10 protein-coding genes are annotated in these 13,997 nt (G+C 47.2%); 2 read left to right on the top strand and 8 right to left on the bottom strand.

Annotation, left to right across the window (positions count from 1 at the left end):
* Positions 1–86 precede the first annotated feature (86 nt).
* From MKY01_RS19310 to MKY01_RS19345, 8 genes are all read right to left on the bottom strand, one after another.
* On the bottom strand, positions 87–2,081 hold the full coding sequence (locus MKY01_RS19310) for a dynamin family protein (RefSeq protein ID WP_339283197.1): 1,995 nt from the start codon (positions 2,079–2,081) through the stop codon (positions 87–89).
* Complete coding sequence (locus tag MKY01_RS19315) at positions 1,969–3,774, bottom strand: dynamin family protein (RefSeq protein WP_339283199.1); 1,806 nt, start codon at positions 3,772–3,774, stop codon at positions 1,969–1,971. Before MKY01_RS19315 ends, MKY01_RS19310 begins: the two co-directional genes overlap by 113 nt.
* A 308-nt stretch (positions 3,775–4,082) precedes the next feature.
* Positions 4,083–4,355 (bottom strand): hypothetical protein, encoded by a 273-nt coding sequence (locus tag MKY01_RS19320; protein ID WP_017687779.1) that lies wholly within the window; start codon positions 4,353–4,355, stop codon positions 4,083–4,085.
* Positions 4,356–4,378: 23 nt separating this feature from the next.
* Positions 4,379–5,074 carry an endonuclease III gene (gene nth / locus MKY01_RS19325; protein ID WP_036607558.1) on the bottom strand — a complete coding sequence of 232 codons (696 nt, stop codon included), beginning with the start codon at positions 5,072–5,074 and terminating at the stop codon, positions 4,379–4,381.
* Between the two features lie 163 nt (positions 5,075–5,237).
* Positions 5,238–7,976: an S-layer homology domain-containing protein gene (locus MKY01_RS19330; RefSeq protein WP_339283201.1), complete on the bottom strand. Its 2,739-nt coding sequence runs from the start codon at positions 7,974–7,976 to the stop codon at positions 5,238–5,240.
* Positions 7,977–8,048: 72 nt separating this feature from the next.
* Positions 8,049–8,729, bottom strand: coding sequence for a GerMN domain-containing protein (locus MKY01_RS19335; RefSeq protein WP_339283203.1), 681 nt, complete (start codon positions 8,727–8,729; stop codon positions 8,049–8,051).
* Positions 8,730–8,764: 35 nt separating this feature from the next.
* Entirely contained in the window at positions 8,765–10,174 is a 1,410-nt protein-coding gene (locus MKY01_RS19340) for an N-acetylmuramoyl-L-alanine amidase family protein (RefSeq protein ID WP_339283205.1), read from the bottom strand.
* Between the two features lie 258 nt (positions 10,175–10,432).
* A complete protein-coding gene (locus MKY01_RS19345; protein ID WP_339283207.1) occupies positions 10,433–11,839 on the bottom strand; it encodes an N-acetylmuramoyl-L-alanine amidase family protein in 1,407 nt (468 codons plus the stop codon).
* Positions 11,840–12,115: 276 nt separating this feature from the next.
* Here MKY01_RS19345 and MKY01_RS19350 point away from each other — a divergent pair, with 276 nt between their 5' ends.
* On the top strand, positions 12,116–12,790 hold the full coding sequence (locus MKY01_RS19350) for a response regulator transcription factor (RefSeq protein ID WP_036607568.1): 675 nt from the start codon (positions 12,116–12,118) through the stop codon (positions 12,788–12,790).
* Positions 12,775–13,872 carry an ATP-binding protein gene (locus tag MKY01_RS19355; RefSeq protein WP_127549572.1) on the top strand — a complete coding sequence of 366 codons (1,098 nt, stop codon included), beginning with the start codon at positions 12,775–12,777 and terminating at the stop codon, positions 13,870–13,872. The genes MKY01_RS19350 and MKY01_RS19355 overlap by 16 nt, the downstream gene beginning before the upstream one ends.
* The last annotated feature ends 125 nt before the right edge of the window (positions 13,873–13,997 follow it).

Consider the following 13,997-nt stretch of genomic DNA (forward strand, 5'->3'; position numbering starts at 1 on the left):
TGATTTTCGCAACATTTTCAATGTGTTGCTGTATCATTCATTTTGTTTTACAAAGACTTCCAGAGAATACGCGTTATGCCGTGATTTTAACTGCGTTCAATCTGTTCCAGTTGGTTAGACAAGCTGGTCCATTGCTCCGCCGGAATTCCGCTCTCCAGTGTATCTTGAATTCCACTTACCGCCTCGTCCAGACGTTCTTCCAACTGACGGGATTGGTGTTGCAAGGATTGACAAATCTGGTTGTCATAAAACTGAATCAGTTTGTCTTGCGCAGCAGGAAGAACTTCAATGATCATCTGTTTGAGGACAGGATCAAGTTCCTCCTGTAATCGCTGACGTCCATCTCCTTCGAAGAACTGTTTCGGATTGCGGAAATAATTCAAATAGCTTTTCCATCCAGACGGTTCTTCCAGACGAACTTCTTCAAGCACAGGTGTACTCCAGCGTTCGTTCAGTGGCAGTGACACATCCACGCCCCCTGATAACTGCCTAACCTCATCTATACATTCCGTAACTTGCTTCATCAGCCAGGTCTGACCCGCCTGTTCAAGTCTGAGGGTGGTAGCAAGCAGTTCCTGCTCCAGTTCAATGGCAATCATACGTAACAGTTCACGTCCACAGGCTGCAAAAGCCATCTTCAGATTGCCCCGATCCTCCCGAAGTACGGATGGATGGAATGCTTCTGCCATGAATAAACCAAGGCGATAGGCAAGCCGCTGCCGCACATGGAAGAGTAATTCTGCTGTTTCCTGTGACAGTTCTTCCTTCATGGATCTTGCTGCAAGTTGCTGTATGCGTTGACGTGACTGTCCCTGAATAGTCCCTAGTTCATCCCGCCGCTGCTGCAATACTTCTTCACCCTGAGCCGCATCCTCTGCACGATTCTTCAGCCGCTGAATCACACGTGCCATCTCTTCGGAAGCTCCACCTACAGCAAGATCGGCTAATTCTCTGCCTGCAAATTGGTTAAACTCTTCCTCAAAACGGTTAAAACCAGATTGCTCAAGCAGCTTCGAATCCCCTTCCATCTTGCCTTCCATCGCCAGTATGCTGGATACCGGGAAGAGTCGTGGTGCCCGAATTCCATTACTGCGCAGTTGGGTACTCACATGATCGAGAACCTGCTCCAGTTCTTCCTCAGAGGAAGACAAGTCACTGGCATTCACAACAAAGAACATCTGATCCATGGCAGAACTATCTTTAACACGTCCCAACTGATTCAGGAACTGTCGATCTCCTTGTGAGAAAGCATGGTTGTAATACGTTACAAAAATGAGTGCATCCGCATTCTTCATATAATTGAAGGTTACACCCGTATGACGAGCATTCACGGAGTCCGCTCCTGGTGTGTCTACCAGTACAATGCCTTGTTCAGTCACATCGCAACTGTAATAGAGATCGATACTGTCTACAAAACAGGACTTCTTCTCGTTTGCGACAAAGTTACGATAACCGTCCAGATCCACCAGCACATCCTGACCTAACTGGTCCGCTGTTTCTTCCCAGCCGGCTGCCGCTGCCTGCAAAAAGCTGTAATGCGGGCGCCCCGCCGGATGCACATCCTGTGGTGAGAGGGAGCGTACTCGCTTCTGCCACTCCGCTCCAGGCTCACCCAGTCCGAGCAATCGGAAGGAATAGCCGAGATCTTCCTGGAAGGCTTCCCGGGTCTTCATCCGGACCCGGGCTGTTCCATGCTCCGCGCCCCCGGCAGGAGCCATGATTCGGTTAATCGCCGCTGTTGTTGGATGCGGCGAGACGGGTAGTACAGCTTCGCCCAGCAACGCGTTGGCGAAGGAGGATTTGCCGGCGCTGAATGCTCCGAACAGCGCCAATGTGAACGTGCCGCCCGCAAGCGAAGCCGCGCGTGCACGCAGATCCCGTACCGCCGACCCCATGGCGGGGTACGGCTCTACCAGCGCAGCAGCGGCTTCGAGTCGTGCCGCTGCTGCGTCCAGGCGTCGGCGTCGTTCAGCGCCAGCCGACGACGATGGCCCAGGCACCGCCGCCGCGACTGCGCGCTGCGCTGGCGGTGCCTCTGGCGTCTGTGGGCGCGCGGCCCACAGACGTTGACGTGCCCGCATGCGAACCGGGAGCTTCGCCCGGTTCAGGCACCGCGGGCACGTGCGGGCCCTTCACCTCCGGCAATAGCCCGGAGGGGAGGGGGCCCGCATAGGGCAGCAGGCTGCGCAGCCCTGCTGCCTCTGCGGCGGCGCTGCGCTGGAGCGCCGTGTAGCGCGCCGCCGCCGCGGATTGCGCCAGCAGCGCTGCGCGGCTGGCGTCCAGAGCCTGGAGCGCGGCTTCGCCTCGCGCTGCCAGCGCCTCCAGCATGCGGTCGGCCAGCATCATGGCCGACTTGCGATAGCGGGCCTCAATCTCGCCCCGCACATCTTTACTGAACTGAATCACATACTCTGGAGATACCTCTGCACTCGCACTGCGTTTCATCTCCAGCAGTGCCTCATCTACAGCAGGCAGTTCCGTATTGAGCGACTGCTCCCACTCCGCTCCCCATAGCTGATGGGATTCACCCAGCTGTCTAAGCATTGTACGAATATGTACCTCAACTTGTCCGGAAGCCTGATCCTGCAATAACCGCACCAGTTCAGAAGCACGACGTTGTTTCTCCTGCTCGGTTTTGCCACCTGAGAACAATAAGCCTACCCTGAAACCTGGTTTGCGGCTCTCCAAATAGGCGGCAGCCGACGCACGAATATCCGCAGGAGTAAGATTTGCATTTGCCAGAAGAGGTTCCAGCTCTGCCCGGAATTTCTCACGCACTCGCGAAGGCCCGGTACGAATGTCTGCTGCTTGTTGATCAAGAAGCTCCAGCTCTCGTTCCAAGCGTTCAATTCCTTCCTTGCCACCAATCTCATCCAGCAGGGAATTCTCTTCGTCTTCACGTTTCTCGGCTTCTCTCGTCAAGTGTTGCTCCGTTACATGACTGGCCGAACTTGCCAAACTGTGCGTAATTAACGCTTCCTTCTCTTGCATCATGTGTCCAATGAGTTCCGGAAGCACATCCCACTGGTTATAGCGATGCTGCTTGTCGCGGAGGGAAGTAAACAGCAGTCCGTCATATCTAACTTCCCAGGCCGCAAATATAGCTTCGACACCTTCGGTATATTGGTCAAAAGAGAGCTCACGCTCCCGATGCTTGTCGATCTGGTTCACGATCAAAAACAACGGTTTGCCCCAATCCGACAGACTCTTGGCAAATGAAAGGTTTGTCTCGGACTGGACATGGTTATAGTCCATGACATAGAACACCACATCGGCCAGATGGAGCGCTGAATGGGTTGCGAGACTATGTCCGCGATCTGTTGAATCCACACCTGGTGTATCCAGCAGGACAGCATCATCTTTCAGCAGAGGAATATCATCCCATACCTCAATTGAGCTATAAGCTCCACCATTTTTGCAATACGCCTCCAATTCCTCTGGAGAAACTTCAAGTGTTCCTGCTCCATTGTCAGCGCTTACGTTTGGAGTAGTATAAATAAGCGCTCTTGGCTTACCATTACGTATGGATACCACATTTGCACTTGTTGGCACGGGACTTGAAGGCAGCACCCGCTTACCGCATAAACTGTTGATGAGACTCGATTTGCCTGCAGAGAAATGACCACAGAACGCAATCGTCAGATGTTTCATTTCCGCCTTGCTGATTAAATCCGTTATAGCCTGTACAGCCGTATGGTCCCCTGTCTGCTCCATCGCTTCACGCAGCGGAAGCAGAGGTTTGGCCATTTCTTTTGGGTAATCTGTTCTGGACATGACTGGCCTTCCCCCTGGCTCCTCTAATTTGACATCCGTTTCGACGTCTATCTCTTTTACAACATTTATTTTAACATTATCAAGTTTGAATTTGAACGGTTGGAATTGAATATACATAAATGAACGTATAAGTCCTATAATCTAAAAAAAATAAAACCGAACAAGTCGGTTTTATCTGTAATACGTTTTATACTTGGTATTTAGTAAATGCTTACGCCAAGTGTCTGTTGCATGAATGCGATGCGATCATCTTAACCACAACGATCATCATGACATTAATACAACAGAACCAATAGTGTAATCACTTCTTATGAAACTGCGTTCTCCATGGAAGGCAGCAAGATTTCAAATACTTGTCCATGTTGCAGAATTGTAATGTCTCTGCCTTTGTCTCTCATAACAACAACTTCTGGTTTAACGGACATACGCTCCAGATAATGTTCAGGCACGTCGCCAGAGTGGCTTACTGTGATGCCTTCTACTTCTTTTTCTTCATTTTCAGCCATTTCCTGTTCAACGATTTGTTCAAAGATATCGGAGAAGGCCTCAAAATTGTCAGTGTACACGGAAATGCATTTCATGATTATTCATCCTTTTCTGCTCATTAATTTATTTTTCGTTTTCGGGTGGTGACACGTTCCTTATCTTTCCTGATTTGGGACGTTTTCATACGTTTTTTCCCTTCCCTGCATATGTCCAGCAATGGACAGATATGACACGCAGGGTTCTGTGCCTTGCAATGGTAGCGTCCAAAAAATATAAACCGGTGGTGAGTTAAAGTCCACTCGTCCCGGGGTACGCGCTTCATTAGTTTCTTTTCGACTTCAAGTACGGAGTCATCCCAACCTGCAAGCGCCAGCCGCTTGGATACACGTTCAACATGAGTATCTACCGCAATTGCCGGTACTCCAAACGCATTGGAAACAACTACATTCGCGGTTTTCCGCCCGACACCTGGTAGCGTCACAAGCTGATCATGTTCCTGCGGTACATCACCGCCATACTGCTCTATTAAAATTCGGCACATGTTCTGAATATGCTTGGCCTTGTTCCTGTACAAACCGATTCGCCGAATATCCTGTTCCAACTCTTCGAGAGGAACTGCCAGATAATCTGCAGGGCTTCTGTACTTCTGGAACAAATCTGCGGTTACCTTGTTCACCGTTTCATCGGTGCACTGGGCAGACAAAAGGACAGCTACCGTCAATTCAAATGCATTGCTGTGATTTAATTCGCAATGTGCATCAGGAAACATTGCTTCCATAGTTTCGAGTATATGTCTAACCGTCGCTGCATTCATGAAGAGCTACCTCCCACAAAATGACTCCACTCTGCGGAGCCTTACTTCGAAGCTTCATCCGAGTACTTTGCGGGGACCTCAAAAAGCTTGCAAAAAAAACGTCTTGATGCGGGAAAGATCCCGTATCAAGACGGTCATTCTTTTGATCCTCGAAAAGAAACGATTACTGTTTTTGAATCTCCAGAATAACATTGTTCAGGAGATACAATACAATATTATCATTATCTCTGAGAGATTGCACGCTTAAAGTATTGTCACCCTGGTGAACAAATACACTTGATCCGAGTGCAAAACGATAGTTTGTGTCTGCTGTCGTTTCCCGTTTAACCAAAATCTGGTTACCAACGCCATCATAAGACCAGAATTGTTTGCTCATGACAGTTAGTACTCTGAAGCGTGTGGAATTATCCGTATCTTTTGTCATTTCCACACGATCTCCGACCGTAAGACTAGTCAGTGAAGTTAATGTGGAGCCAGATTTTACGACTTTAACAGAACCGCTAACAGGCACGGTTTCAGTCTGGCCGTTAAACTGTTTGAGTGTTACAGATGAAGCATCCACCGCTGTAACTTCAGCCAGCGTACGCTTCACGACTTGAACCGCTTTTGGCGTAGCTCCTTCAAACGTTACATTAATCAGGTTGCCTGCTGTCAGTTGTGAAGGCGTGATCGTCTGACCACTCTCTCCTGTCAGTACGGCTTGATCCACGTAGAACTGACTTGTCAACAGATCGGATTTTACTCGAATACGACTATTTGCTTCCAAGGCAACCACTTCGAATTGAGCCACAGTGTTCAGTGAAACCTTCTGAACTACATCCTGATTTGCTCCAAGCGTTACGGTCACTTTGTCACCAATCTTCAAATCTCCCAGACTTGCGCCCGATTTGTTATAGATCTCAACCGTAGGTAAGGTAGTATAAGGCACTGTAATCGTCTGATTACCAGACAACACACTGATTTTTCTGCCCGTTGTGTCAATGTTGCTGATCGTACCTTCGTACTTGTAAATCACTTTAACGGACAACGCACGTGTTCCCACATAGGTCAGATCCAATTTGCGACCATCATTTAAAATCGACTCCAGACCAGCGAGTGTAGGTTTGGTCGTATTGTAGTCCAGTTTGGTTTTTTCGTCCAAAGTAAATACAAACGGTTTTTTGTTGTTGTCCAGTACGGTAAGTACCTTTGTTTTGCTGTTGTAAGATACAACCGTTACTCCGTTCATAGGTTCCATTTGACGTCCAATCACCTGAATACGTGTTACCTGATCGTCAGAGTTCAATGACAACTCTACCTGATCACCGTTCGTTGCATCTGTGATGAGATCATTTAGCGTTGCATCCTGAATACCATTAATAATAACTTCCGGCTTTTCAGTCAGTAGTTTCGCCTCAAGGGAACCCCCTTCACGTTTGAACGTTAACGTGGACTGGTTGCCACCGATCTCAACCAATGTTCCTCGCACAGATTGCTCCACACCTTGAGACAATGTGATAGTTTGCAAAACACTGTCCTTTACGGTGTATTTCACGGCACTGCCAGCTTTGAGATCAGCCACTGACATGATACGGTTTTGATATGTGATAAGCAGATTGTCATTGTATGCAAACTGTTCTGTTGCACCCGCTGCATTGACAAGTTTAATCGTTTTGCCAGAAGTGGATACTTCAGCAACTACGCCATTGTCACTCTTGTTAACAATGCCGGATTTCACACGAATAGCAACTGTTTTTTTGTCAGCCGAGAACGTCTCACGCTGTACTTCGATGATGCTATCTGCCGTAATATCGGACAGTTTGATTGCATTACCATTCTGATCGATGAATGCAGTTGCCTCATCATAACTGTACGTTTCGTAATTCTCGCCCACAAAGATACCAATTTTATTACCAGACAATGAACGTGCAAATGTACCTTCAACACTTTCCACCTGCGGTGTAGCATCCACAACTTCCACATAGGAAGCCCCACCTGCCGAACCTACAACCATAACTTTCGTATACAGCTTCACATCTGTGGCGGAAGCACGAGTCTCACTGTCTTTCGTAAAGTAAGGCGTACTGCTGTTCACTGCGAAGTTAACGGCTTTGCCGTCCACAACCAGCGTGATCTGCCCATCTTTCAATCCTGTGACATAACCCGTGGATGTGTTCGGGTACGTTGTATCCGTTAACGATTCACCACGACTAAAGAAGGTAGCCAGTTGAGCACGGGTTACGGAACCAGTTGGATTGAATTTGTTGCCTTCCACACCTTTGGCCAGATCCAGGCTAACAGCCAGATTGACATAACCTTTACCACTTTCGGAAATACTTGCATTATCAGCAAATCCGGTAGATTGATTGTTTTGTGCCTTCGCTTCAGCATCCTTGTCCAATGAACGGATTAACAATTTCGTAATCCATTCCCGTGAAGCCGGCTTTTGACCCCAGGAGGTCTTGGATACATCCACCGTTGATTCTTCCGTTTTGTCAATCAGTCCCAGTTGAAGTGCCAGCGCGACATATGGCTTGAAATAATTTCCCACTTCCATGTTTGTCGGTAATGCCGCAGCCGTGTCGGTATTCAACTGGCCCTCTTGATTCATAAAACGGATTGCCATCGTTACAGCTTCTTGCTGTGTTACCGCGTCTCCTGGACGGAACAGGCCGTTGTTACCGAGAAGAATACCTTGATATGCCAGTTTGTACACATGTTTCTCAGCCCAGTATCCGGCCTTGATGTCACTGAACAAACCAGTTGGTGCAGCCGTATTTGTTATTGCAGCAGTCTGACCCTGCCCCGTTTCTGTTGATTCTGCTGCCATGGTAGCTCCGCCGGCGCTAAGGGCCATCATGCCTGCAAGCACGGCTGATACTACTTTTTTAGAGTGTGATGTATGGTTATATTTAAAAGTCACCTATGATTCCCCTCTCTCATGTAAAACGACCCATATTCCGTGGATTCACGGTACAAGAGCATGCTGTACAGCCTATTCGGATCTTGTCATTGGATGTTCAAGATCCACATGGCCCATCAGACTCTCAATCTGCTGACCATCCACCAGTAAATCAAGTGATTTCACTTCATCAAACTGGAAGAACGTTTGTTTTAGAGCATCCAGCGCATAAGATTCTCCACCTGCTCCAAGACGTGCCGTATCTGGCATATGAATATCCAGCGTAAGAGCTCCATCCTTGAACTGAACAGACTTCAATTCAATTTCTTTAGACCACAGCGGAACCAGTTTAGCGTCTTTGCTCTGTTGCAGTGATTCAAAGGCAGCCTTATATTTGGCATCATCCGATGCGTATGAAATCTCAGCCGAAGCTTTGTGCAACTCCAGTTCTTCTTCATCCGTATAGAATACAGTGATTGTTTTCTTTTCATTACTTTCGGAAGTTGCCGGCTTCTCCGTAGACGTTTCGCTTGGCGGAGTAGTTGTAGTCGCTTCCTCTGAGCTGCCTTCCTCCGTGGATTCTGTAGGCGTTGTATTCTCTTCAGGCTCAGCAGTTACCGGTTCGGTAATTGTTTCACCTTCAACCTCGGTTACATTGTTTTCAGTTCCTGCGCCTTGCGTCTGATTCGGAGCAGCTGTTGGCTTGCTTCCACATCCAGCAGCAACTGCCATAACCGTTACCAGCAAGGCTGCAATCCATATTTTCTTGTTCATTCTAACTCCGCCTCCTCAACATAAGGGCTTGTCCCTTATTTAATTCCCAGATACTCCTTGATTCCTGCAACAATCCCTTTGGCAACACTGTTCTGGAAACTCTCAGTGAACAGGGCTGCTTCGTCACTCTTATTGCTAAGGAATCCACCTTCCAGCAGAACTGCTGGCATTGTCGTTTCACGGGTCACATGGAGACTTGCCGTTTTCACTCCACGATCTTTCAGTCCGGAAGACTGTAAAAGATACTTGTGCATCACTGTAGCAAGTGCTTTGCTGTTGGAGCGTGTATAGAATGTCTCTACACCGTTCGCAGCAGCAGGGCCACTGTTAGCATGAATGGAGATGAAAATATCCGCTTTTATGTCTTGTGCAATCTTCACACGTTCTTTCAATGCCAAAAATGTATCATCGCTGCGCGTTAACACAACGTCAATTTTGGATTCTTTTTTCAACAAGGCTTCCACTTTCAGAGCCATTGCCAGATTGAAGTCTTTTTCACGTTTACCAGTTACACCGATTGCCCCAGGATCTTGATCTCCGTGACCTGCATCAATAACGACAACTTTTTTGCCATTATTACCAACTGGAGGAGCAGGTGTACCACTTTGATTCTCGAGGTTAATCATAACCAGTCCAGAATCATTTTGCACACTGTACCCTTTTGAACTGGACAGATCTATTACAAAACGAATTGTAGATGGACTGTTGCTGTATAACGAGTAACGAATCTTCGACACATCCGGATAGCCGCTAACGACGAGTTGTCCATTCTGGTTGCTGTCTAGAGCCTGTCCTTCACTGAACGAATCAGCAAATGCGGTATTCGGCAAGTCTATAACGATTCGATCTGGTCCTGTCATCGTGAAGACGTTCGGCTTCGTACTTCCGCTTGTTGCAATCATGAAGCGGTTGTCGCTGAAGCTGATGCCGTTCACCAGTACAAGACCTTCTTGATCCGATCCTCCGCCTTCATTGCCAGAGTTCGGAGGTGTGGTTGTCCCGTTTCCGGAACCTGAATTCTGGGTAACTAATGTTACCGTCTTCGTGGTATTGTTCCAACCCACCTTAAGACCCATTTCCTCACCAATAAATCGGAGAGGTACGAGCGTAGTACCATTTTTCACGAGTGGCGGGGCATCCAAGTTTACGTTACTGCCGTTCACCGTTGCCGTCTTCTGTCCAACAATCATCTGCATGGCAGTGTTGTCTTTGCTAATAGTCACTGTTTGAGTTTGCTGCTTCCACTCCACGCTATATCCAAGATTTTCGGACACAACCCGGATCGGAACCATCACCTTGCTGTTGATAATTTCCGCTTTTGTATCCGATGGCTGTACGATTTCTTTTCCGTCTAGGATAATTTTCGTGTCTGTTGCTGCGTGACTATAGCCCGGGAATACGAGCCCAAAGACAAATAACAGTACCAAAAAACCGAACTTCTTCATCCTTCACCCCTACCATTCTCATATTTTTTTGCCGCATGTTGTCATTTTCCAACTCCGACTGACCGCTTGGGCATTACCAGACACCTATTAGACGCCCCTCGCTCTCAAAAGTTGCGAATATATTCCAACATAACAGAAAAAAAACGTTGTCAGATCAAGCTTTTTTTACATTTTAATGTCTTCTTTTTTCCTTATTTATCAAATATACATCTCTAAACAACGTAATACCCTAACCTTCATATTTGCGCACAATTCAATTTACAGTCCCAAAAATTCAACAATTCCGTCCACAATCGCCTGTGCACATTTGTCCTGGTATTCTTCCGTGAGCATGACTGCTTCATCTGTAGGGTTACTTAGAAAACCAAGTTCAAGTAACACAGCAGGCATGGTTGTTTCACGCGTCACATGCAGACTAGCCGTTTTAACCCCACGATCCTTGAGTCCTGTTACCGGCAACACATATTTGTGAAGAGTGTCAGCCAAAGTTTTGCTTTCTTTACGACTATAGAGCGTTTCAATGCCGTTTGGTACCGGTGTAGTGAATTTGTTTCCATGAATGGATACAAAAACATCTGCCTGATTCAATTCAGCAATATCCACACGCTGTTTGAGCGAAAGTTCTGTATCATCCTGGCGTGTAATGACCGTTTGAATATTTGGGTATTTTTGAAGGGTTGCCTGTACCTTCAGTCCTACAGCCAGATTAAAATCCTTCTCATAAGCTCCTGACAAACTCACTGCACCCGATTGACGACCACCATGTCCCGGATCAATGACCACAATCGTTTTGCCATCATTGGTAGGTAATGCCGGTTGGCTTGTCGGTTCTCCACTCGTGGCTGTCAGGTCAACGAGCAAGACATTGTTATCTCCAACAGACCATTTGGCTGTAGCCGTCTGATTCAGATCCAGAACGACACGCACGGTGGAAGGCGATTTACTGAACATGGCATACCGAACTTTGGAAACTATTGATGAATCCGTAACGAGAATCTGTCCACTCCCATCCGGGTTAGAGGCTTGTCCCTGAATGAATTCCTCAGAAAATGTCGCTGAAGGCAGATCAACAATAATTCGATCTGGCCCACCAATACTGGATACTTTGGGGCTAATATTACCGTTTGTTGCTACAATCAAGCGATCTCCGCTGAAGCTGATGCCTTGAAGCTCTGTCAAACCATCCGGGACAGGTGCCTCGACGGGGTCACTGTCACCTTCCGTTTCAACTACGGGAGGAATACTAAACAGGCTTACTGTCTTGGTTCCATTGTCCCAGCCAACACGCAGACCCATACCTTCCCCAACAAAGCGTAACGGAACAAGCGTAGTTCCCTGTTTGATCAGTGGGGGCGAATCCAAGTTCACCACGTTTCCATTCACTGTAGCTGCATCTTTGCCAGCCGTCATTTGAATCATGCTGTTTCCTTTTTGAACCTGGACTGACTGAGTTTCCTTCTCCCACTTCACCTTATAACCCAGGTTCTCGGATACAATTCGAATTGGAACCATGACCGTTTTCCCGATATTCTCTGCAGGTGCACCCGTCTGCTGGTTAATGGTTACACCGTCGAGTACAATCGAGGGCGTGGTGTCTGCATGGGCCATGATTGGGAATAAACATAGGAACAGAAGAAAAACGACTGCTGCCGACCATTTTTTCATACCTCATCCACCATTCTTTTTGTCTTTTGAACATCCGACCTGATACTCTGCAGCGTAACATCAATGACAATATGTAACCTTCCATAATCTACTAATCAGTTTATCAGATATTGTCTGATCATCCGGTTACAACGTTGTCATATTTAGTCGGAAACTGAGTGGCAAGAAGGTTACTTTCTCCATTCGTCCAGTACCCGAAATCATATGGAAATTACATTTCTGATCCATTTTTGCTATGCTGAGTTCAAATACTTGAATACAGGAGATTGAGACTTGATGCCTAAAATACTGATCGTGGACGATGAAGCAGATCTTCGAAAGCTACTGACTGATTATTTTGAAATTAACGGATATTCTGTGATGACGGCCAAGGACAGCAGGGAAGCGCTGCGGAAAGTGGAAAAACAACCCGATCTCGTTTTGTTAGATATCAACATGCCTGAACAGAACGGCCTTCAATTATGTGAAAAAATTCGCGACTTTGTCTCTTGCCCGATCTTATTCTTAACGGCTCGAATCGAAGATGCTGATAAAATAGCGGGATTTCGTGCCGGAGGCGATGACTATATCCTGAAACCTTTCAGCATTCGCGAGTTGGGCGCCAGGGTCGAAGCACATATACGCAGGGAACAACGAATCCAAACTAAATCTTCGGTAAGGTTTAACAATGAATTGGTCATTGATTATACGGCCAGGGAGCTCTACTACCTGGATAAGCGAATTTCACTGCCCAAAAAAGAGTTTGATATTGTCGAATTGCTGTCCACGCATCCTGATATGGTGTTTGGAAAGGAACGCATATACGAAAAGATTTGGGGCATGGACGAGCAAGGTGACAGTAACGTCATCGCAGAGCATATACGGCGAATTCGCTACAAATTAAAGGAATACGGCTGTGATAATCAAATCGAGACCGTTTGGGGAGTAGGGTACAAATGGCCAAGTTCATGACTAGACTCCTGTTTTTAAAGCGATTGTCCTTGCTACAATCTTTTATGCTGTTGTGTGTGGTCACACTCATTGCCGTGCTTGCCGTTATAACTATGGAGTTTGCTTGGGCGGAGAACCTGCGGCTGCGTTTCGGAGAAACGGATTGGGTGATGCCCTCCCTCGTCACGGCGGTTCTGCTCACCGTAGCGACTGGTATTGTCACCATGGCCGTTCTATTTTACAGATGGAAGCTAAAACGTCCGCTGGAGCTATTAAAACGAGCATCCAAGAACATTTCGGCCAACGATCTAGACTTCCGCATTTCCTATGACAGCCAGGATGAGATGGGCGAGCTGATCGCGCTATTTGAAAACATGCGCTCACAATTGGAAAAAAACCTTAAGACACTTTGGCGTTCGGTTGAAGAGCGCAAGCAGATCAATGCTATTTTTGCCCATGATCTGAGAACACCCCTGTCCGTGTTAAAAGGAAACGCCGAGCTTCTCTCCACCTATCTTCCTGAGAAGAAGTTGTCGGAAGAAAAGGTGCTGGACTTGATCCATACTATGAACCTTCACATCTTGCGTCTGGAGAGTTATGCAGAGGCCATGAACTCCATTCAGAGGCTGGAGGATGTGCCGTTGAACATCCAATCGATGGATACGATTTCATTGACGGCTTTGCTGGATGGCAGCGCTGAACAAATCGCGAAACAGTTCGGTATACGTTTCGTCTCATCCGTGGAATATGATAATGCCTCAGTACATGTAGATCCCTATCTCGTCATGCAGATTTTCGAGAATATAGTGGCTAATGGGGCGAGATACGCAACCAGTCAAGTGAACGTCCATTATGACGTTCAGGGAGGCATTATGAAGATTACCGTCTCAGAGGACGGTACTGGTTTCTCTGACGAAGCCCTGAGTAAGGCTATACTCCCTTTTTACCGAGGCGAAGTATGGGATGCGAGCGAACATCGCGGGCTGGGCCTTTACGTTTGCAAGGTGTTTTGCGAAAAACATGAAGGTAGTCTTCAGATTGCAAACGGTCCTAACGGAGGTGGAAGCGTCACGGCAAGTATTGGGACCCAAGTTGATAAATAGTTGAAAATGATCTGATAACATCTCCTTATCTTGAATTCAAGGAGTGTTATCATGCTAAAACTAAAAAAAAGAATGTATATCACAATTAGCTGTTTGTTGTTATGTACCGGGTGGGCGTCCCCCTT

This window comes from Paenibacillus sp. FSL R5-0486 (assembly GCF_037975155.1).
GTDB classification, from domain to species: Bacteria; Bacillota; Bacilli; order Paenibacillales; family Paenibacillaceae; genus Paenibacillus; species Paenibacillus amylolyticus.

Excerpts from the sequence above, each read along its gene's own strand:
- MKY01_RS19310 (WP_339283197.1), bottom strand. The coding sequence starts at position 2,081 with ATGCGGGCACGTCAACGTCTGTGGGCCGCGCGCCCACAGACGCCAGAG.
- MKY01_RS19315 (WP_339283199.1), bottom strand. The coding sequence starts at position 3,774 with ATGTCCAGAACAGATTACCCAAAAGAAATGGCCAAACCTCTGCTTCCG.
- MKY01_RS19320 (WP_017687779.1), bottom strand. The coding sequence starts at position 4,355 with ATGAAATGCATTTCCGTGTACACTGACAATTTTGAGGCCTTCTCCGAT.
- nth (WP_036607558.1), bottom strand. The coding sequence starts at position 5,074 with ATGAATGCAGCGACGGTTAGACATATACTCGAAACTATGGAAGCAATG.
- MKY01_RS19335 (WP_339283203.1), bottom strand. The coding sequence starts at position 8,729 with ATGAACAAGAAAATATGGATTGCAGCCTTGCTGGTAACGGTTATGGCA.
- MKY01_RS19340 (WP_339283205.1), bottom strand. The coding sequence starts at position 10,174 with ATGAAGAAGTTCGGTTTTTTGGTACTGTTATTTGTCTTTGGGCTCGTA.
- MKY01_RS19345 (WP_339283207.1), bottom strand. The coding sequence starts at position 11,839 with ATGAAAAAATGGTCGGCAGCAGTCGTTTTTCTTCTGTTCCTATGTTTA.
- MKY01_RS19350 (WP_036607568.1), top strand. The coding sequence starts at position 12,116 with ATGCCTAAAATACTGATCGTGGACGATGAAGCAGATCTTCGAAAGCTA.
- MKY01_RS19355 (WP_127549572.1), top strand. The coding sequence starts at position 12,775 with ATGGCCAAGTTCATGACTAGACTCCTGTTTTTAAAGCGATTGTCCTTG.